This window comes from Hydrocarboniphaga sp. FW305-C-57, assembly GCF_058783045.1.
In genome coordinates this window covers 1-20,615 of record NZ_JBYSYG010000008.1, presented here as the reverse complement: position 1 = coordinate 20,615, position 20,615 = coordinate 1, and the positions used below count along the sequence as shown (strand labels likewise).

Sequence of the window (20,615 nt, the reverse complement as noted above, 5' to 3'; positions counted from 1 at the left end):
TCAGAAATCCAGCTTGACGGTGAACTCGTAGCGGACACGCGGCATCACCGAGATCAGGTTGGTGCCGGTGTCGCTGTTGCGGGCGCGGAAAACACGCTCGTCGGTGATGTTGTAGCCGTTGACCTTGAGGTGCCAGTTGCCGGTGTCGTAGGTGACGGCGCCATTGATCGTGGTCGTCGACGGCACCTTGAGCATCTCGAGACGGTCGGCATACGTCGACGAGAACCAGTTGCCGCCGAGCAGCACGCCGATGCCGTTGCGGAAGCGGTAGTTCATGTTCAGGCCGAGCTGCGTCTCGGGCGAGCCGTTGCGCGCGTTGTACTGCTCGAGGATCGCGGTTGGAATCGTCATCTGCACGCGGCCGCCGTAGAGGAAGGCTTCGGCCGGGTAGACCACGTTGCCGTTGTCGTCGAGCACGTCCTGGAAGCCCAGATCGCGACCGTTGAACTCGTAGGCGCCGGATTGCGGAATGATGTACTTGGCCTTGGCGAACAGGGCGTAGGCCTGGATCGATGCGTTCGGAACCGGAGACCACTTGAGCTCGGTTTCGATGCCCTTGGTCTCGGTCGACGACACTTCGGCCGAAGCGGTCGGATCGGCAGCGCTGCTGATGTCCGTACGCGTCTGCTTGAAGTGCGAGAGCGTGAAGAACAGCGTGTCCTGTAGCCAGCTGCCCTTGACGCCGTACTCGAGCAGTTCGGCCTCGCCGATATGGCCGCCAGGCGCGTTGACGGTCTCGTAGACGATGATGTTGTTGGCACCGTCGAGGGTGACGCTCGACAAGGCCTTGGTGATGTACGGACGGATGCCGCCGGGCAATTTCTGCGAGAGGCTGACGCTCCAGGAGGTGCCGTCATCCCAGCTGCGCGTCGTGCGCTGCGGCAGCCAGACGCCGTTGTTGACCGCGTTGCTGGCGTTTTCGTTAAAGCGATCGTAGTCGTTGGCTTCGGCCTTGGAGTTGTCCCAGCGTGCTCCGAGCACGAGGTTGGTGTTGGTGAAGAAATCGATGTCGAACATCGTGCCGACGCCCATTTCGCTGAAGGTGCTGTCGCGCACCGTCGTCGTCGGCGCACCGGTGTCGTAGCTCGGATTGTCGAGCCAGTTCCAGAAAATCGTGTTCGGGTAGTGATTGCCGTCGTTGAACATCACGTCCTGGCGATAGTCGAAGTCGCCGCCGGAGCTCGTGATCTTGCCGAAGGTTTCGCGATAGTTGATCGAGGCCAGCGTGTTGATGCGCAGCCACTCGGGCAGCTTCTCGTCGGGGATGCGATAGGTCGCCGTGATCTTGTCTTCCCACAAGTGAATGTCCTGCTTTTCACCGTAGGGCAGGTAGGAGTTCTTGTACGAATCCAAGAAGTCGTGGAAGAACTGGTTCTTGAGCTGGAAGTCCGGGTCGGCGTCGTAGACCAGATCGGCGTAGATCACCGCCAGGCGCGCGTTCTGCTCGGTTTCGAAGGCACCGTTGCGACGCTGGTCGACCTTCACCTGCTGCACCGTGCGCGGATCGAGAACGAAGCCGATCGGCAGCTGGCCTGAAGTCGGCACCGGTCCGCCGGGGCCCTGTGCGACCAGTAGTCCCGTCGGATCCGCGGCAGGGTTGGCGAGCAGATAGTCGTACATCGTCTGCGGAATGCCCTTGATCTTCGGAAACTCGTCGGGCTGACACGGCACGCCGTCGCACATCGGCCAGGCGAAGGTCTGGTTCAGCGGCCGGTTCGAACCGCTGACGTTGCCCTTGATCGGCGACATTTCATGCGTTTCCTTGAAACCGATCGCGCCGTCGCCATTGCGGTCGAGATTGATGAGCGGTTGGCCCGAGATGTAAATGCCGTCGTCGAGCAGGCGCTGCGTCACGCGGTTCATGTAGGCGCCCGAGGTGATCGAGTTCTGCGCCTGCGTGCCGACTTCGAGCCTGAACGGGCCGATGAAATTGTCGAGCGTCGAGGTCGCCTGGATGATGCGCTGGGTGACGCCGACTTTCTTGATGTAGGTGTCGGAATCCTCGAGCAGGCCGTAGACGTAATAGCCGCCGGTCTTGTTGCCGATGGTCATCGGACCGCCGGCGCCGGCCGAGATTTCGGACTTCATGTAGTCGCCGCCGACGACCTGCGCGAAGCCTTGCGCCTGCTCGAGATACGTGCCGATCTTGGCCCGGCCGGACTTCGGCGTGAGATTGCTGTAGCCACCGATCTTGCCCATGCCGAAGATCGGCGAGGGCGGTCCTTTGATGACCTCGATCGAATCCATCGCCGCGAGCGAGGTTCGCGCATTGCCCTGCATGTTGATGCGCTTCATGCCGCGGAAATACATGTCCGCCGCGACGCCGCGCACGTTGATGCCGCCCTGCAGGCCGTAACGCGTGGTGGTGAAAGTGCCTGGAACCACGCGCGTCAGATCGTCGACCGAACTGATGCCGAGCAATTGAATCTGCTCGGAGCTGACGAAGGAAACCGAACGCGGCGTATCGAGGATGGGCTTTGCGAAGCCGATCGACGAGCCCGTGGTTTCGTTCGCGATCGAGGCGAGCGGATCTTCGCTCACGACGATGTCGGTGAGCACGGCGGCATCGGATTCCGCCGACGATCCACCCGCTTCTGTGCTCTGGGCATGCACACTCGTTGCGATGAAGGCAGCGAGTGCGATCGCCAGATCGGTTGCTTTGAAGCCAAGCGCAGGCATGCTGCGCTTGCGCTCGTTAGGACTGCGCATGAGCTCTCCTGTTTAGATACCTCGCCAAGCACTTGCGTGCGGCCTGTCGAAGAATCAGACGTGAGCTTTTCGTGTCCCCCCTACCTGACAACGAGGTAATGATTCGCGAAGGTGACGTGATGCGTGAGGCGCAGGAAGTGAAGCGGGGCTTTTTCGCCTCACGCCTCACTCCTTACGAAAAAACATTCAGAAGCAATGCGAGACCGTGAACTGGAAGCGCCGATCGGGCATCGCGGAAACCGGAAGATCGGCGAGCGTGTCTCCGGTTCGTGCGCGGAAGTAGCGTTCGCCGTTCAAGTTGAAGACGTCCGCGCGCAACTGCCACTGGCCGCGATCGTAGAAAGCGCCGGCGTTGAATACCGTGGAAGCGGGCAGTTCGATCAGCTGCAATCGGCCGGCCGGCACTGCCGAGAAGTGATTGCCGCTGAGCGTGAATCCGAAACCCGAACTCAGGCGTGCGGTCAGCGACGCGCCGAGCTGCACGTTCGGGTTGCCCTGCTTTTCGCGATAGGCCTCGACGCCGGGCGGCAACTGGATGAAGGCGCGGCCACCGAACAGAAAGGCTTCGGCCGGATAGACCACTTCGCCGGTGGCGGGATCGACGACGTCCTGGAAGCCGAGCGAGCGTGCGTCGATCAGAATGACGCCGCCCCGGTTCGGGTCGTACAAGGTCTTCTGCGACAGCGCGTAGAACGAAGCGAAGACGTTGGGCGTCGGAACCCATTTGACCTCGCTTTCCCAACCGCGCGTGACGGTGGACGAGGCTTCGACGGTGATGGTCGGGTCTTCCGGATTGCTGACGTTGATGCGACGTTGCTCGTACAGCGCCGTGCTGAAGAACAGGCGGTCGTCGAGCAGGCTGGCCTTGAGCCCGAGTTCGCGCAAGCGCGACTGGCCGATGTGCCCGGCTTCGACGATGGCGTTGGAAATGCGATTGGCGTTGTTGTCGAGCGTGAGGCTTTCCTGGGCGATCGTGAAGTACGGACGGATGCCCGGCAGCACTTCGTGCGACAGACTGAAGGTCCACGAGACACCCTCGTCCCAGCCGCGGGCGGCCGTCGATCGGTCGACGATCGCGCCTGGTGCGCTGGCGGTTCCGGTGTTGACGTTGATCGTGCCGGCGTATTCGACGTTATGCACTTCCGAGCCATCGATGCGTCCGCCGATCAGCAGATTGGTCGAACGCGCGATGGCGACGTCGAACAGCACGCCGAGGCCGAATTCGCTGAAGCTGGTCTTGCCGTGGTCGGTGTACGGAAAGCCGGTCTCGTAGCTCGAATCGACGAGGCAGTTCGTGAACGTGGTGTTGGGCGTCATTCCGCCGAGGCTGTCCTGCCAGGTGTCCGCCATCGCATCGGTGCGGTGGGTGCTGAAATCACCGAAGCACTGTCCGCTCGGAGAGCTCGTATGGCGATAATTGATCGAGGCTAGGCTGTTGACGTCGAGCCAGGCGGGCTGCCGCGGCAGGCGGCGCGTGATGGTGAACTTCTCTTCGAAGATGCGCGGCTTCTGTTCGGTTCCGAACGGCTGCTCCGAAATCTTGTACTGATCCATGCCGTCGAAGAACAGCTGGTTCTTCATCGTGAAGTCCGGATCGCGATCGTCGATCAAGTCGATGTAGGCGGTCGCGAGATCGGCGTGCAGCTCGCGCTCGAACGCGGCGAAGCGCCGCAGATCGAGCTTGTCGTAGCCCACCGTGCGCGGATCGAGCATGAAGCCCAGTGGCACGTAGCCACTGCGCGGCAATGGACCGCCGATCCCCTGGGCGCGCAGCAGTCCGCCCGGATCGGCCTCAGGATGCGCCTGCAGGTAATCGAACATCGCTTCGGGTATGCCCGGCACCTTCGGAAACTGGTCGACCGTCAGCGGCCGGCCGTCGGCGTCGAGCGGCCAGTCCCAGCGCTGCGACAGCGGCTGGTTCGAGAGCGACAGCGAGCCGCGAACGGCCGACGCCGTGTTGTATTCGCGATACGAGATCGAGCCGTTGTGGTCGAGATCGAGATTGATCAGCGGCAGGCCGCGGATGTAGCGCCCGCTGTCGGCGAGCTCCTGGGTGAAGCGGCCGATCAGCGCGCCGCCGCTGCGTGATTTCTGCGCGCTGAGGCCGGCTTCGAGCCGGAAGCGCGGCACCAGTTCTTCGATGCTGACGCCGCCCTGCAGCATCGAAGCATCGAGCGGCACGCCGCGGGCATAGGTCTCGCTGTCGATGATCATGCCGAACAGGTGGTATCCGCCACGCGCCTGGCCGACCTTCAGCGGCCCTTGCAGCGAGCTGCTCAGGTCGGTCGCGCTGTAATCGCCGACCATCGCGCTGACCTGGCCGTGCGACCGATCGAGGTAGCTGCCGTCGGCGGCCCGTCCGGAGCGCGGAATCATGTCGGTGTAGCCGCCGATCTTGCCCATGCCGTAAAGCGGCGAGGGCGGTCCGCGGACCACTTCGATCGAATCCATCGCCGACAGCACGGTCGGTGCATGTCCCTGCAGATTGAGCCGCTTCATGCCGCGGAAGAAGGTGTCGGCAGGTACGCTGCGCACGTCGATCCCGCCCTGGATGCCGAAGCGGGTCGGAGTGAAGGTGCCCGGCACCACGCGAACCAGATCCTCGACCGCGGAGAGCCCGAAGCGATCGATGGTCTCCTGGCTGATCATCGACACCGAGCGCGGCGTCTCGAGCATCGACTTGGAAAAGCCGAAGCTCGTGTTGATGGCTTCGATCGGCAGCCCGCGCAAGGGATCGGCGCTGACCTGGATGTCGCTGAGCACGACCACGCCGCTGCCCGGCAGGTCGCCGGTGGCCGGGGCGGGCACCGCGGGATCGATCGACGGGGGCAACGAAGGCGGCTCGGCTACCCCGCGGATGGCGACCGTGTGGCCGTTGATCAGCGTCCAGTGCAGACCGGAGCCGTCGAGCAGCTTGCGCAGCGCCTGGTCGGCGCGCATGCGCCCGAGCGTCGCGGGCACCGAGCGGCCGTGCACGACGCTAGGGTCGTAGACGATCTGCAGCCCGGCCTGCTCGCTGAAACGGTCGAGCGCATCGTCGAGGCGCCCGTGCGGAATCGAAAAGTCGATGGTGGCCGTCAGGCCTGGACGGTGCTCGGAAGCCTGCGGAGCCTGCGCGTGCGTGGGTTCAAGCGAGACGATCGTCGCGGCCGCCAGGGCGGTCGCCAGCACGTGCCTCATGGGTCGGTATGGCCGGCCCGTCGTTGGACTCGACTTCGCGTTCAATGGCGTCCCAAGGTCGGCCCGCGGGGCGCGGCCGACACAGTGCAAACGTCCGCCCGTTCCTCGGTCGGATCGGATACCGCTCGCTCGTCTCGTTCGCTACGCCTCGGCGTGGAGCCGCTTTGCTCCACACCGGCATCGAACCGGAGGCTAGGTAAAACGCGGTCTGAAGACCGTGGTTCAGTCGCCGGCTCCGTAGAGTCCGAACAGCAAAATTTCGTCGCCGTTCTCGATCGGCCTCAGCGGCAGCACCGACGCGATCGCCGATGCGATCGAGCGGCTGTCGCCCGGAATGAAGTTGCCGCTGACGAGCAGCCGTCCAAGGTCGGGATCGCCGAGATGGACCTGCACCTTGGAGTAGCGATTGATCTCGGTCAGCGCTTCGGAAAGCGGTGTGCCGCGAAACACCAGGCGGCCGTGGGACCAGCTCGTCACCACGTCGGAATCGACACGGCGACGGCTCCAGCTGTCGTCGCGATCGGGCGCGATGCGCAACTGGTCGCCGGGTTCCAGGCGCTCGCGGTGCGGATGCCGCGAACCGAGGCCTTCGACTGCCACCGAGCCTTCGGTCAAGGTGACGATGACGGTGTCCGCGTCGTTCTGCACCTGGAAGCGCGTACCGAGCGCCGTGGTGCGCGAGCGCGCGGCCGAAACCGAAAACGGCCGCGTGCTGTCGTGCGCGACTTCGAACAGCGCGCGCCCCTTGTCGAGATCGATGCGGCGTTCGCGCGGCGTCAGTTCCACGCGCATTTCGCTGCCGACATCGAGCTGCACGACGGAGCCGTCTGCCAGTTCGATGCGTCTGGCGGCGTCGACCGCGGAATACAGATCGCCGGAAGGCACCAGGTGATGCGGCTGCAGCGCGCTCAGACCGACGACCGCCGCGACGACACCCGCCGCCAGGCCCACGGGCAGGGCCCAGCGACGCCGCTGCGGTGCGCGCTGCCGCCGCTGCGCGCTGCGCGGCGGTACCGTCGCGCGGGCGCAAGCCGGATCGTCTCCCGCGCCCATCGCATAGGCCTCGTCGGCCATCGCCGCGAGTTCGGCATCGGCATCGGCGAGCAGGCCGACACCATCGGAAAGGAGTTGTGTCGCTGCAAAGGCGTCCGCGTGCGACTCGTCCGCCAGCATCCAGCGCTCGAAATCGGCGCGGTCACGATCGGAACAGTCGGGCGCGCACAGCCGCGCGGACCAGCGCGCGGCTTCCTCCAGCGTTGCCTCGGTCTTGGTTTCGTTCATCAACCCTGAGACGCGCCCTCCTGGCAACCCCCTACCTTCTTCAGACAAACGGCCAGCGCATGGCTGATGTGCTTCTCGACCATCTTGACCGAGATGCCGCAATGACGGGCGATCTCCGGGTAGGTCATGCCGCGTGCGCGGCTCAGGAGAAACACCTGCTTGCACTTGGGCGGCAACAGGCGGATGGCATCTTTGAGCTGGGCCAGTTCCTGCTGGCCGGCGACCTGCCGCTCGGGCGAGGGAGTGTCGGCGACCAGCTCGACGTCATCGACGCTGACCTGATCCGAAGCCCGGCGCACCTGCTCGGCGCGCTCCAGATCGTTGGCCACGTTGATGGCGATGCGGAACAGCATCGACGACGGTGACTGGATCTCGCGCGAGCCTTCGTACTGCAGCAGGCGGATGTAGGCTTCCTGTGCAACGTCGAGCGCGTCTTCGGGCCTGCGCAGACGCTGGCGCAGGAAATGAACCAGCGAATCGTGATAGCGGCGGATCGTGCTCTGGACCGACAGCGCGTCGCGAGACAGCGACTGCGTGAGGTCGAACGCGATCTCCCCGCTGGCTATGACATCTTCTGGTCCGCCGCTCATCCCCAAGAATCCCTAAGAATCGCGCTTCAGGTTCGAGAACCGAAGACTCGAACCGGCCTGGCCCGACGACTTCATCGTGGATCGCTGAACACCTGCCGATCGCAGAGGGCATCGAGCAAATCCCATGCCGATGAGTAATGTGGATTGCAGTTTGAGCTGTAATTTTTTCGCCCGGAAAGCCCCGATTTAGCGTGCGTATCAGTGATCGCAGTCCACCTCGTGATTCAGACGGGACGCAAGCCCCGACCCCTACCACGTTCGATGCGTTTTTTTGCGTAGGCAAAAGCCCCGTGCTTGGAAATCAGCTTCTTTCGACCGAAACCAGTTCGTGCGTCGCGAGCTCGAGCAGCACCGAACGCAGTGCGCCGGTCGGTACCTGCGGCAAGTGTTCGCCGAGTTCCTGCAGGCTGCACGAACTGCGATTCGACAAAAGCATCACGATGGCGCGCGCGATTCCGTCGATGCTCATTTTTGAGCCATTGCCGAGCAGCTCCAGCTGCCCGCCGCTCATATGCACGCCGGCGATCAGCGCGATCCGGGTCGAAGCGTTCAGCAACGAGGCCGCATCGCGAGCGAGGAACAGTTCGGTATCGAAACCGGTGCAGCGGTTTTCGCGTTCGCCGCGCTCGGCATGGAAACGCGCCAGCCATTCGGGTTTCGTCGCCTGCGACTGCAGGGCCTGCAGGCTCGCGGCGACATCCTCGAGCGGCGCGCCCGGCAGCAGGCTGCGGCGCGCGCCCGCATATCCGGGCAACAGTTGCTGGCTCGCCCAGACGATGTAGTCCTGAACGGTGGCCGTGTAGCTGCCGATCGAAAAATGAAAGCTCGGCTGATCGCCCGGCAATACCTCGTGCCACCAGCCGCGCGGCAGATACAGCAGATCGCCGGCCTGCAGCGTCACGTCCAGAACGGGCTGGGCCGGGCAGGGCAGCGGCGAACGCTGGCTGGTCTGCTCGGCGAGCGGCAGGATCTGTGTCGGCTCGAATACGCGCCAGCGCTTGAAGCCGATCAGCTGCACGGCGAACACGTCGTGCGTATCCCAATGACGGCCGAAGCTGCCGTCTCCACCGATGCTCAGGTAGGCGTTGCCGCTCGTGGGCAAGCTGCAGAAGCGCGCGACTTCGGAGCATAGCCGCTGCATCGCGCCGGATTGATGTTCGAGCCGGTTGAGGACGACACTCGCGCCCGAATGCAGCAGAGCCCAGAAGCGCCGCTTGTGCAGGCGGCGTCGCTGCAGGCCCATCGTGGTCGAATCGTGGGTGTATTGCGCTTGTGGAACCAGGCCGTTGCGAAACAGCTGGAATCCCGCTTCGGTCGGTTCAATGTGGTGCAGCAGCTCATCGAGATCGCGCCACGAGAAGCCCTGCGATCGCAGCGCGGCCCTGCGCAGCATCGGACGACGCTCGAAATGCTGCCGCAGGAAGTCTTCAGTCGTCAGGCCGAAATCGAGCATCGGTGCACTCGGTGGTGGCGCCTGAACCTGCACGATGCACGATCCGATCCTGAAAAGCCTCGCTCATCGCCGGCGTCGTGCTGGAATCACGTTGGAATCACGCGGGCAAGGCGCTGGCTTCGGCGTCGGCTTGCAGCGGTTTGCGCTTGCGGCTGCCGAGCAGCACGTACATCGCCGGAATCACGAACAGCGTCAGCACGCCACCGCCGATCAGCCCGCCGATCACCGCGATGCCCATCGAGGTGCGGCTTTCGGCACCGGCGCCGAGTGCGAGCGCGATCGGCAGAATGCCCAGGATGGTCGCGAGCGTGGTCATCAGGATCGGGCGCAGGCGCGCGGCCGCCGCGTGCTGCACGGCGGCGAGCGGACTCGCGGCGCCGTCTTCGAGGCGCTGATTGGCGAATTCGACGATCAGGATGCCGTTCTTGGTCACCAGGCCGATCAGCATGATCAGGCCGATCTGCGAAAAGATGTTGAGCGTCTGATCGAAGTACCACAGCGCCGCGAGCGCCCCGGCCAGCGCGAGCGGAACCGTCAGCAGGATCACGAACGGATCGACGAAACTCTCGAACTGCGCGGCGAGCACGAGGTAGATCAGCAGCAGCGCGAGCACGAACACCCAGCCCAGCGAGGACGCGCTTTCGACGAAGTCGCGCGCCTGTCCGGTCAGCGAGGTGGTGAAGCGTGTATCGAGCGTGGCCTGCGCCACCGCTTCGAAGGCCTGGATCCCGTCGGCGATCGTCGCGTCGCTCGCGAGCGTGCCCGAAACGGTCGCCGAGTTGTAGCGGTTGTAGCGATAGAGCTCGGGTGGGGAGCTGCTTTCGGTCAGGCTGACGAGATTGTCGAGGCGCACCGGAACGGCGGCGCCGGAAGCGGAGCTGTCGGGCAGGACCGCGATGCGCCCGAGATCGCGCGGGCTCGAGCGAAAGTCGCGCGTGAACTGGCCGATGACGTCGTACTGCTTGCCATCGAGCACGAAGTAGCCGTAGCGCTGTCCGCTCAGCGCGGCCTGCAAGGTCTGGCCGATGTCGAGCACCGAAACGCCGAGCGTCTGCGCCTTGTCGCGATCGATCGACAGGCGAACGTCGGGCTTGCTGAATTTGAGATCGGAGTCGATGAAGCTGAATTCTGGACGCTTGCGCGCCTCGTCGAGAAAGTGCGGCAGCGCATCCTGCAGATCGGCGAGCGTCGGTGCCTGCACGACGAAGCGCACGCCGGTTTCGCTGGCGCGGCGCTCGCCGATGGTCGCCTCCTGCGTGATGTTGACGCGCGCCCCGGTGAAGCGGTTCTGCAGCACGCGCAGCTGTTCGGCGATCTGTCCCTGGCTGCGTTCGCGATGCTCCTTCTCGCTCAGAAAGATGCGAATGAATCCGCTGTTGATCACGCCTTGCACGCCGTTGCCGCCGCCGGTGCCCGGAACCTGCGTCATCAGCACCTGTGCTTCGGGCACCAGGGCGGTGGTGGCCTCGGTGAGGTCATCCATGAAGCCCTGCATGTATTCGTAGCTGACGCCTTCGGCTCCGGTCGCGCGCAGCCAGATGCGTCCGCGATCCTCAAGCGGCGACAGCTCGCGCGGCAGCTGCACGAACAGCGCGGCGATGATCGCGCCCGCGGCCGCGAGTATCGCCAGGGCGATCCAGCGGTGACGCAGGAAGCCCGCGAGCCTGCGGGCGTAGCCGGCTTCGAGCCCGGTGAAGAAAGGCTCGGTGCGCGTGAACAGCCAGCCGTGGGCCTGGTGCGGCTTGAGCAGACGCGAACTCAGCATCGGCGTCAAGGTCAGCGCGACGACGGCCGAGATCAGCACCGCGCCCGAGATGGTGACGCCGAATTCGCGGAACAGCCGGCCCGACAGGCCGCCCATGAACAGCAGCGGCAGGAACACCACGGCCAGCGTGATGGTGGTCGAGACCACCGCCATGAAGATCTCGCGCGTGCCCTGGATGCCGGCCTGCATCGGCGCCATGCCGTTCTCGATCTTGGCGTAGATGTTCTCGAGCACGACGATGGCGTCGTCGACGACGAGGCCGATCGCGAGCACGATGCCGAGCAGCGTCAGCACATTGATCGAGAAACCGGCCGCCGCCATCACCGCGAACGCGCCGACGATCGAGACCGGGATCGCGAGCACCGGAATCAGCGTCGTGCGCCATTCGCGAAAGAACGCGAACACCACGAGCACCACGAGCGCGAACGCGATGAAGATGGTCTCGGACACCTCGAGCAGCGAGCGGCGCACGTACTCGGTGTTGTCGTAGGCGATGTCGATGCGGATGTCGTCCGGAACATCCTTCTCGATCTGCGCGAGGCGTGCGCGCAGGCCATCGACGATCTCGATCTGGTTCGCGCCGGGCTGCTGCTTGAAGTAGAGCCCGGCGATCGGCTTGTTTCCCATCTTCAGCGCGCCGCGCTCGTTCTGGGCGCCGAGCTCGGCGTAGCCGACGTCTCGCAAACGCACGATGCGATCGCCATCGCGTTTGAGCACGAGGCGGTCGAATTCCTCCGCCGTGTTGAGGCGCGACAGCGTCTTCACGGGCAGTTCGATCGATTCGCCTTCGATGCGTCCCGATGGCAGCTCGATGTTCTCGCGCTGCAGCGCGGAGCGCACGTCGAGCGGCGAAATGCCGTAGGCGACGAGTTTCTCCGGGTCCATCCACAAGCGCATCGCGTACTTCTTCTCGGCCGGCTGATCGACCGCGGCGATGCCCGGAACCGTCTGCAGGCGTTCCTTGAGCAGGTTCGCGTACGCCCCGAGCTCGAGCTGCGAGCGCGCTTCGCTCGACAGCGCGATGCCGAAGATCGGCGAGGAATCCGCGTCGGCCTTGTTGAGGATCGGCGGGTCGGCGTCGGCGGGCAGGTTGCGCAGCGCGCGCGAGAGCTGGTCGCGCACGTCGCTCGCGGCGGTTTCGAGATTGGTGTCGAGCGAGAATTCGGCGTTGATCTGGCTCGCGCCTTCGCGGCTCGTCGAGGTCAGCGAGACGATGCCGGCGACCGAGTTCACGGCCTCCTCGATCGGCTCGGTGATCTGCGCCTGCACCACTTCGGCGGCGGCGCCCGGATACGAGGTGGTGATCGAGATCGACGGCGGATCGACGGCCGGATATTCGCGTACGCCGAGCCGGCCGATCGACAGCAGGCCCGCGAGCAGGATCAGGATCGACAGCACGATCGTGAGCACCGGCCGGCGGATGCTGAGCTCGGCCAGGCCTCCGCCATTCGCGAGCTTGTTCATGGCGCGCCGCGCAGCCTGGCCGCAGGTACGACGGCGCCGGTGTTCGACGCCGGAGCGCTGCTGGCGATCGCGTCGATGGCGATCGCCTGGCCCGCGCGCAGATTCTGCAGGCCCGAGGTGATGACGACGTCGCCCGCCGCGAGGCCCGACAGGATCTGCACCGTGGTCGCGGTGCGCGTTCCGGTTTCCACCTTGCGACGCTCGGCGTGGCCATCGCGGAACACGAACACATTCTTTTCGTTGAGCCCCGGAATCACCGCCACCGCCGGCACCAGCAGCGCGCCGGACAGCGTATCGAGTACGAGTTCGACGTTCGCGTAGGCGCCGGGTAGCAAGCGATGCTGCGCATTGTCGGTCTGCGCGCGGATCAGGACCGAGCGCGTGCCCGAGTCGATGCGCGGATCGTAGGCGTAGATGGTCGCTTCGAAGCGCCGCTCCGAACCGGCGACGCTGAACTGCACCGGGCTGCCGATGCGGATGCGGCCCGCGTATTTCTCGGGCACCGAGAAATCGATCTTGAGCTTGTCGAGGCGCTGCAAGGTGGCGACGCGCGTGCTCGCCCCGACGAAGGCGCCTTCGCTGACGTAGCGCAGGCCGATCACGCCGTCGAACGGGGCGCGGATCTCGGTCTTGTCGATCTGCGCGCGCGTGAGCTCGATCTCGGCCTTCTGCACGTTCACTTCGGAGGCGACGATGTCGTAGTCCTCCTGGCGCACGAGGCCCTGCTTGATCAGCGGCGCGAGCCGGCGCTCGCGGGTTTCGGCGAGCGCGAGCTGATGCTGGGCGCGTGCGAGCGTCGCGCGCAGCTCCGCATCGTTGAGCTTGACGAGCAGGCTGCCCTTGGCGACGCGCGCACCTTCGCGAAAATTGATCGCGATGACCCTGCCGCTGGTTTCGGCCTGCAGCTCGACCCCTTCTTCGGGGATCAAGGTGCCGGTCGCACTGAGCGTTTCGGTGAAGGCCACCGGATCGAGGCGCACGGCCGATACTTTGAGCGCGGTCGATGCGGCGCCGGTCTTCGCCGGCGCTGCCGTCGCCTGCGGCTTGAGCAAGGGCGAGAGCTTGGGCCAGGCGAGAGCACCGGCGCCGGCGATCAGCAGCGAGGCGAGCAACACGGATTTCATCCGCATGCGGAACTCCGGAGGCACCTAAAGCGCGATCTGCGTTTCCTCTCTCCCGCTTGCGGGAGAGAGTCCCGCCGAAGGCGGGGAGAGAGGGTTTGTTTGAAAGATGAACTCCTTTTCGAGCAAACCCTCACCCGGTCCTTCGGACCACCCTCTCCCGCGAGCGGGAGAGGGGACTGCAGAGGAGGCGTGCTCCGCGGTTTCCGCTGATGTTTCTCTCTCCCGCGTGCGGGAGAGAGTCCCGCCGAAGGCGGGGAGAGAGGGCTCGTCTGAAAAGTGAGCTCCCTTTTCGAGCAGCCCCTCACCCGGTCCTCCGGACCACCCTCTCCCGCAGGCGGGAGAGGGGACTGCAGAGTGGGCGTGCTCCGCGGTTTCCGCTGATGTTCCTCTCTCCCGCGTGCGGGAGAGAGTCCCGCCGTAGGCGGGAAGAGAGGGTTCGTCTGAAAAGTGAGCTCGCTTTTCGAGCAAGCCCTCACCCGGTCCTTCGGACCACCCTCTCCCGCAGGCGGGAGAGGGGACTGCAGAATGGGCGTGCTCCGCGGTTTCCGCTGATGTTCCTCTCTCCCGCTTGCGGGAGAGAGTCCCGCCGATGGCGGGGAGAGAGGGCTCGTCTGAAAAGTGAGCTCGCTTTTCGAGCAGCCCCTCACCCGGTCCTCCGGACTACCCTCTCCCGCGAGCGGGACAGGGGACAAGCGAGCGCAAACCAGGCTGGGCTGGAGTTCCATATCGATTCAATGCGTATCGAACACGCGCTGGTATTCGGCGATGCGCGCCTTGATCGCCTTGAGCTCGGCTTCGGTCGGCTTGTACGGATCGGCAGCCGGAGGCAGCGCGCCGAAGCGCATCAGGCAGGCCATCAGCAGCATGCGCGCCTTGGTCGAGCTGAGGTTGCTGCCCTCGATGAACAGATTGTCCGGATTGCCCGCGAGATAGCCGACGGTCGGTCCGCGCGAAACCTTGACTACCGGAATGCCGCTCGCAGCCGCGAGTGCGAAGGCCGCGTCGTAGGCCGGAACGAAGCTGCCGCCCTGGTTGCCTTCGGCCGCGATGCCGCTCAGCGGTTCGCCGTCGAGCGCCTGGTCGATCTGCGCGAGCACGTCGACGGCCACGTCGGCCTTGCGCGATTCGTCGACGATCGACCAGCGTGAACCCTTGACGATGACGACGTTCGGAATCGCCGTCGGCAGCAGCTCTCCACTGGCGTTCTTGAGCGCCACGTCGATGACTTTGACGCCGCCCCTCGGATTGCGCTGGATGCCTTTGACCTTGACCGGAATCAGCGTGCTGCGCACTTCGCTGCGATGCGTGTGCAGGCGGTTCGGAACATAGGCCACGGTCAGCGGATCGGTGTCGCCGAGATAGCCGCCGAAGCCGCCGGTGGGCACGTAGCCGCCTGGACGCGCATCGCCCTTGGTGATTTCGCGCGCGGTGTAGAGCACGTCGTCCTGGATCGCGATCGCGCCGAGCTGGTTCTTGCCCTGCGCGTCCTTCCAGACCTCGGAGACGATGTACTCGACCGAGTTGATGATGTTGGCGTCGCCGTCCGGCGAAATCTTGCCGCGCGTGCGCTGGGCCGCGTTGAACACGAGCGGTTGCGGCGTATCGATGAGCAGGTTCATCCAGTACGCCGAATCCTCGATGTTCGGCGAGCCTTCGAACCAGATGCCGCCCGCGTAATCGCCGCTGCCCATCGCCGCCTGCACGACGTTGGTGGCCCTGGCGAGCGCCGCGCGCGTCGGCGAGGTGCCGTAGGCGCCGTACTGGAAGAAATCGACGCCGGGTTTTTCGGGCGCGATGTCTCCGCTGCCGACGTCGGTGCGCAGCTCGGCCTTGAGGCCCTTGGTGTAACCGCCGGATGGCGCCGCGCGATAGAAATCGAAGCTCGCGAGCGACTGCAGGTTCGCGCCTTCGCGCTCGATCTCTTCGAAGATGCGCGAGGCGTCCGGATAGAACGTCTGGCGTGATTTGGCGAACGGAGCGCCGGGCTTCGTCGCGTTCGAATCCCAGGCCGAGCCGTCGACCTGGCGCGCCATGTACGGCAGCGGATACAGCCCGTCCTCGGGCTTGAGTTCGACTTCGTACACCGGCTTGTCTTCGGGTGAGCGACGTTCCTTCGAGAACGCGCCGCTCGCGTCGAGATAGCCGTCGGGCGGGCCGTAGAGCTCGGCGACGTCGCGCTCGAGCGGATGCGCCGAGAACTGCTCGACATAGACCTTCACGGGAGCGGCGAGCCGCTGCGGTCTCAGCACATCGACGCTTGCTTCGTGGCCATGCGCATCGATCAGCGCGGGCAGGCCGTATTTCTCGCGTGCCTTGATGCTCGTGACGAAGGGCTCGTTGTTCTGGATCGTCGCGGTCGGGCCCGAGAAGATCGCGATCTTGGGCTTGGCTTCGGCACCGTAGGCATCGAGGCTGAAGACGCTCAGCATCGCGGCGATGCAGAGCAGCGTCGGCATCTTCTGTTCGTCGTGACTCATCGGGCGAGGCTCGCAACGGCGGGGCTCAGCGGCGGCACGCTGGCCGGCGCATGGCGGTGATGCGTCGCCTGTTCGTAGGCATACGCGTAGCGGATGATCCGGGCTTCGTCCCAGGCGCGGCCGAGGATCTGCAGGCCCACGGGCAGGCCTTCGCCGAGATAGCCGCTCGGCACCGACAGCGCCGGCCACTGCAGGCTGCTGCCGACGAAGGTCAGGCTGCTGCCGAGCGCGGTCGGACCTGCGTTCGGAGCCGGCTTCGGATCGGCGACGAGCTGCGTGTTGCGATCGCCATTGATCGCCGGCAGCTGCGCCCAGGTCGGGAACACCAGTGCATCGACCTTGGCCGCATCCATCGCCTTGGTGAAGATGTCGCGATAGCGCTGTTCGTTGGCCGCGCCTTCGATGGTCTCGGGATCTTCGGCAACCGGTTTGGCGACGGCGGCCGCGTCGAAACCGGCCTGGTGCAGCGGATGCAGCAGGTTCGACTTCGCGATCGCTTCCACCGACGCAAACGGAATGCCGGGGTGTTTGGCGATGAACTTGGCCAGGTCGTCCTTGAACCGCGCCGGCGTCTGCGGTGGACGCGGAATCTGCTCGAAGCCCTCGACCTTGAAGTCTTCGATCACGGTCGCGCCGGCCGCGCGCAACTCGGCGATGGTCTGGTCGAAGTGCGCGATCACGCGCGGATCGGCGACCTTGTCGGTGAACACCTGCCTGAGCACGCCGAGCCGCGCGCCCTTGAGTGCATCGGGCTTGAGCACTGCGCTGTAGCTCTTGGCGATGTGGCCCTTGGCGCGCGCGGTGGCGGCGTCGTCGGCATCGATGCCGGCGATCACGTCGAGCAGGATCGCCATGTCCTCGACGCTGCGCGCCATCGGGCCGGCGGTGTCGCGCACGCTGTTGAGCGGCACCATGCCGCTGCGCGAGACCAGTCCCACGGTCGGGCGCAGGCCGGCGAGTGCATTGTGCGCGGCCGGCATGCGCACGCTGCCGCCCGTATCGGTGCCGATGCCGACGACGCCGAAGCTCGCCGCGAGCCCGGCGCCGGTTCCGCCCGACGAGCCGCCGGTCGCGAACGCAGTGTTGTACGGATTGCGCGCGTAGCCCGAGACCACCGAGTTGATGTTGTCTCCGCCGCCGCGCGCGAATTCCGACAGCGAGGCCTTGGCGATGATGATGCCGCCGGCCGCCTTGATCTTCGCCACCACCGGCGAATCGGTCGGCGGGTAGTAGTTCTTCCAGCCCTGGAAGCCCGAGGTCATCGGCATGCCGACGGCGTCGAGATTGTCCTTGATCAGCACCGGAACGCCGTGCAGCGGGCCGACCGGCTTGCCGGTCTTCTTGAGCGCCGCATCGAGCGCGGCCGCGTCTTCGAGCGCCTTCGGGTTGACCGTGATCAGCGCATTGATCAGCGGGCCTCGCTTGTCGTACGCGGCGATGCGTGCGAGATGCGACTGCACGACTTCGACGGCGCTGGCTGTTCCGCCCAGATACGCCGATTGCAGCGCCGCGATGCTGGTCTCTTCGACCGGAAAGGCCGCATGCGCAGCGAACGAGGCGTGGAGTGCCGCGGCGGCGAAGAAGCCGCGCGCCGCGCGCTTCGATGCGTGGTTTCGCGTAGGAACCATGGGGCGAGGCTATCCGTGCGGGTGTCGCAGAGTCAGACGGGCTCGATTCGCCGACACCCCACCTCGACTCAGCGTGGCCGATCGATGCAGTGGGGTGAGGCACCGGTGCGCGCGTCTGAATGCAGACACTCATACGCACGATCCGACGATGAAGACTCCGCGCCCGCTGTCGAAACTGCTGCCCGCTCCGACACGGCTCTGCTTGGCCGCCGCGATGCTGTTCGCCGCATCCGCGCTCGATGCGGCCGACCAGCGCTTCGTGCTCGAGGAAGCGACGATCGCGGACATCCAGTCGGCGATGCAGTCCGGCGCCTTGAGTTCCGAGCGCCTCGTGCAGTTGTACCTTGCGCGCATCGCGGCCTATGAAGACGGCGGGCCGAAGCTCAACGCCATCCTGAGCCTGAATCCGCGCGCCGCCGAGCAGGCCGCGGCGCTCGATCGCGAGCGTGCGGCCAAAGGGCCGCGCGGTCCACTGCATGGCATTCCGGTGCTGCTGAAGGACAACGTCGACACCTACGACATGCCGACGAGCAATGGCTCGGCGCTACTGCGCAACGCGGTTCCACCCGACGATGCGGCGATCGCCAAGGCTTTGCGCGAAGCCGGCGCGGTGATCCTCGGCAAGGCGGCGATGGGCGAGTTCGCCGGCGGCAGCTACAACTCGGTCGGCGGGCAGACCGTCAATCCATATCACTTCAAGCGGCATACGGGCGGATCGTCGAGCGGCTCGGGCGCGGCGATCGCGGCGAACTTCGCGGTGCTCGCGGTCGGCACCGATACGAGCACCTCGGTGCGCGGACCCGCGGCCTACAACGGCATCGTCGGCCTGCGTCCGACCACGGGCCTGATCTCGCGCGACGGCATCGCTCCGAAGAATCTCAACTTCGATTCGGCCGGACCGATGGCGCGCAGCGTCACCGACATGGCGCAGATGCTGAGTACCATCGCGTTCAAGGACGCGGCCGATGCGCTCGGCCTGCGCGTCTGGGACGAAATGCAGAAACGCTATCCGGTCGAGAACGGGCATCTCGACTTCACGAAGTATCTCGACGCGGGTGCCCTGAAGGGCAAGAAGCTCGGCATCGTGCGCGACTTCTTCGGCGGCGATCCGCAGATCGATGCGCTGGCCGAGCAGGCGATCGCGCAGATGCGCAAGCTCGGTGCGACGACCGTCGACATTCGCCTGGATGCGGCTTTCGTCCAGCGCTATCTCGGCGAAGGCAATCGCGACATCCGGCGCCTGTCGGACTATCGCTTCAAGGCCGATTGGGAGCGTTACCTGGCCACGTTCAAAGACCCCAAGCTGCCGAAGACCGTCGCCGAGATGGTGCGTCTCTACGAAACCGAGGTGATGAAGTCAGCGCTGCCGGTCGAAGACAGCGTGATGCGCCTGCTCAAGACTTCGCTGACGACCTCGACCGATGCGCCCGAGTACAAGGCCTTCATCAACGAGACGATGCCGAAGGCGACGGCCGACAAGCTCGCCGTATTCGAGCGTTATGGCGTCGACGCGCTGGTGTTTCCGTACTTCAGCAGCTTCGCTCCGCCGATCAAGAACCCGGTCCAGACGATCGAGGACAAGGCCTACGTGACGTCGGAACTGCCGCAACCGGCGACCTTGTCGGGCTACAGCTCGGTGGGTTTCCCCTCGGTTGTTGTGCCGATGGGCTTCGGCACACAAGGTCTGCCGATGGACATCACGATCTTCGGCAAGCCCTACGACGAACCCAAGCTGATCGGCATGGCCTACGCCTACGAGCAGGCCACGCATCTGCGCAAGCCGTCGCCGCTCATGAAGCCGCTCGCGGGGGAGACGATTCGGTATTGAAGGCTGAGCAGAGCGAGGCTTCCGAATTTCAGAGTGATCCTTCGGATAGCTGATTCCTGAAGATCCCGAAACGCTCGGCAGCTGGCATCGGCTCCGCGAGTGCCCAGCGTTCGATATCCTGCAAATCGACCGGCTGACGTCTCGCGATCGCCAGTGCCTGCGCGAGAGACTGGCGATCGCTCCAGTAGAAGAAGGCGGAAAGCCGGTCTTTCACGGCATCAGTCGGAGTCAGCAGTCGGATCACGCCCATCGATGTTTTCCGCTCGTGACTGCGAGTGACCCTCTGATCGCCGACCATCAAGGGGCCCGGTGGAAACTCGATCAGGTACGGCGTTCGCGGATGGGTGAAGTGGCGTCCTTTGCCGCGGACGTAGCCCAGTGCCGCGAGCGGTGCGACGACTTCCTTCATCGCGTGCGAGGTAATGAAGTCGAGATCGTAGGACTGGAATTCGTTTTCCGAATAGATCGAACCACCGCCCCGCCACTCAAGACGGCGTTGATGCCTGCCCGAGCCAACGCCTCCGAGACCAGAGCAGCGATGTGTTCGAGCGAAGTGAGTTCGTCGATCATGATCCAAGCGGCTTCCCGGTACGGCGTGGCCGCTTGCGGGAGTAGAACCAGCGAGCCCGATCTTTTTCAGGTATCAGCGACAGCGCTTTTTCGAGCAAGGCGGAAAGCTCCGTACGCAAAGGATACCGAGGGTTCCAGGTGAAGACGCGCGTTCGCCCTTTGAGCTGGCTTACCAGCACACCGTCGCGTTCGAGGCGTAGCAATTGCTTCTGCACGACGCTGTGCGGCAGCCCGTAGAGATCGGCGATCTGCCGTGCGTAGCCTTCGCCATAGTTTTGCAGTGCGAGCAGTGTGCGCTCGGCGGTCTCGTTGCCGAAAATACTCACGGGGTCTAATGCCTCAAAAGTAGGCCATATGGCCTCTATTGTGGGCCGATTTTGCTGTGAGTACACCGGTGGTATTGCGCCGAAACATTCCTGCCGCGGAGCAGCCAGGCTTCCTCGATGCTTCGCGCCAGCCTTTCTCCTCGGCCAGTACTGTCCGGTTAATTCCCGAATAAAGACAGCTGGTTGCCCGAATCGCTGTCGAGATTTTGTAGAGCGGGAG

13 protein-coding genes are annotated in these 20,615 nt (G+C 65.0%); 1 reads left to right on the top strand and 12 read right to left on the bottom strand.

Annotated features, from left to right (window positions below; all coding sequences use genetic code 11):
- The 9 genes from AC3WUM_RS16415 to AC3WUM_RS16375 all read right to left on the bottom strand — a co-directional run bounded on the left by AC3WUM_RS16415 (window position 1) and on the right by AC3WUM_RS16375 (window position 17,671).
- Window positions 1-2,709: a TonB-dependent siderophore receptor gene (locus tag AC3WUM_RS16415; protein WP_492411446.1), complete on the bottom strand. Its 2,709-nt coding sequence runs from the start codon at window positions 2,707-2,709 to the stop codon at window positions 1-3.
- Between the two features lie 186 nt (window positions 2,710-2,895).
- Window positions 2,896-5,880, bottom strand: coding sequence for a TonB-dependent receptor (locus tag AC3WUM_RS16410; protein ID WP_492411445.1), 2,985 nt, complete (start codon window positions 5,878-5,880; stop codon window positions 2,896-2,898).
- A 231-nt stretch (window positions 5,881-6,111) separates the two neighbouring features.
- The gene (locus tag AC3WUM_RS16405) at window positions 6,112-7,170 is read right to left on the bottom strand and encodes a FecR family protein (protein WP_492411443.1); all 1,059 of its coding nucleotides are present in this window, start codon (window positions 7,168-7,170) and stop codon (window positions 6,112-6,114) included.
- The gene (locus AC3WUM_RS16400) at window positions 7,170-7,760 is read right to left on the bottom strand and encodes an RNA polymerase sigma factor (protein WP_492411715.1); all 591 of its coding nucleotides are present in this window, start codon (window positions 7,758-7,760) and stop codon (window positions 7,170-7,172) included. The genes AC3WUM_RS16405 and AC3WUM_RS16400 overlap by 1 nt, the downstream gene beginning before the upstream one ends.
- A gap of 301 nt (window positions 7,761-8,061) precedes the next feature.
- Window positions 8,062-9,213, bottom strand: coding sequence for a cupin domain-containing protein (locus AC3WUM_RS16395; protein ID WP_492411442.1), 1,152 nt, complete (start codon window positions 9,211-9,213; stop codon window positions 8,062-8,064).
- 97 nt (window positions 9,214-9,310) lie between these two features.
- Entirely contained in the window at window positions 9,311-12,442 is a 3,132-nt protein-coding gene (locus tag AC3WUM_RS16390) for an efflux RND transporter permease subunit (protein ID WP_492411440.1), read from the bottom strand.
- Window positions 12,439-13,572 carry an efflux RND transporter periplasmic adaptor subunit gene (locus AC3WUM_RS16385; protein ID WP_492411438.1) on the bottom strand — a complete coding sequence of 378 codons (1,134 nt, stop codon included), beginning with the start codon at window positions 13,570-13,572 and terminating at the stop codon, window positions 12,439-12,441. The genes AC3WUM_RS16390 and AC3WUM_RS16385 overlap by 4 nt, the downstream gene beginning before the upstream one ends.
- A gap of 725 nt (window positions 13,573-14,297) precedes the next feature.
- Window positions 14,298-16,043 (bottom strand): asparaginase domain-containing protein, encoded by a 1,746-nt coding sequence (locus AC3WUM_RS16380; RefSeq protein WP_492411437.1) that lies wholly within the window; start codon window positions 16,041-16,043, stop codon window positions 14,298-14,300.
- Window positions 16,040-17,671 (bottom strand): amidase, encoded by a 1,632-nt coding sequence (locus AC3WUM_RS16375; protein ID WP_492411436.1) that lies wholly within the window; start codon window positions 17,669-17,671, stop codon window positions 16,040-16,042. The genes AC3WUM_RS16380 and AC3WUM_RS16375 overlap by 4 nt, the downstream gene beginning before the upstream one ends.
- 148 nt (window positions 17,672-17,819) lie before the next feature.
- Between AC3WUM_RS16375 and AC3WUM_RS16370 the strand changes: the two genes are divergently transcribed.
- Window positions 17,820-19,499, top strand: coding sequence for an amidase family protein (locus AC3WUM_RS16370; protein ID WP_492411434.1), 1,680 nt, complete (start codon window positions 17,820-17,822; stop codon window positions 19,497-19,499).
- Between the two features lie 28 nt (window positions 19,500-19,527).
- Here AC3WUM_RS16370 and AC3WUM_RS16365 read toward each other — a convergent pair whose 3' ends face one another.
- The 3 genes from AC3WUM_RS16365 to AC3WUM_RS16355 all read right to left on the bottom strand — a co-directional run.
- Window positions 19,528-20,076 (bottom strand): hypothetical protein, encoded by a 549-nt coding sequence (locus AC3WUM_RS16365; RefSeq protein ID WP_492411433.1) that lies wholly within the window; start codon window positions 20,074-20,076, stop codon window positions 19,528-19,530.
- Window positions 20,066-20,395 (bottom strand): winged helix-turn-helix domain-containing protein, encoded by a 330-nt coding sequence (locus tag AC3WUM_RS16360; RefSeq protein ID WP_492411432.1) that lies wholly within the window; start codon window positions 20,393-20,395, stop codon window positions 20,066-20,068. Before AC3WUM_RS16360 ends, AC3WUM_RS16365 begins: the two co-directional genes overlap by 11 nt.
- Before the next feature lie 13 nt (window positions 20,396-20,408).
- Window positions 20,409-20,615: hypothetical protein (locus AC3WUM_RS16355; RefSeq protein WP_492411431.1), on the bottom strand; the 207-nt coding region annotated here is incomplete at its 5' end.

Bases quoted from the DNA above. Each gene is read 5' to 3' on its own strand.
- AC3WUM_RS16380 (WP_492411437.1), bottom strand. From the start codon at position 16,043: ATGAGTCACGACGAACAGAAGATGCCGACGCTGCTCTGCATCGCCGCG.
- AC3WUM_RS16415 (WP_492411446.1), bottom strand. From the start codon at position 2,709: ATGCGCAGTCCTAACGAGCGCAAGCGCAGCATGCCTGCGCTTGGCTTC.
- AC3WUM_RS16405 (WP_492411443.1), bottom strand. From the start codon at position 7,170: ATGAACGAAACCAAGACCGAGGCAACGCTGGAGGAAGCCGCGCGCTGG.
- AC3WUM_RS16395 (WP_492411442.1), bottom strand. From the start codon at position 9,213: ATGCTCGATTTCGGCCTGACGACTGAAGACTTCCTGCGGCAGCATTTC.
- AC3WUM_RS16370 (WP_492411434.1), top strand. From the start codon at position 17,820: ATGAAGACTCCGCGCCCGCTGTCGAAACTGCTGCCCGCTCCGACACGG.
- AC3WUM_RS16385 (WP_492411438.1), bottom strand. From the start codon at position 13,572: ATGCGGATGAAATCCGTGTTGCTCGCCTCGCTGCTGATCGCCGGCGCC.
- AC3WUM_RS16390 (WP_492411440.1), bottom strand. From the start codon at position 12,442: ATGAACAAGCTCGCGAATGGCGGAGGCCTGGCCGAGCTCAGCATCCGC.
- AC3WUM_RS16375 (WP_492411436.1), bottom strand. From the start codon at position 17,671: ATGGTTCCTACGCGAAACCACGCATCGAAGCGCGCGGCGCGCGGCTTC.
- AC3WUM_RS16400 (WP_492411715.1), bottom strand. From the start codon at position 7,760: ATGAGCGGCGGACCAGAAGATGTCATAGCCAGCGGGGAGATCGCGTTC.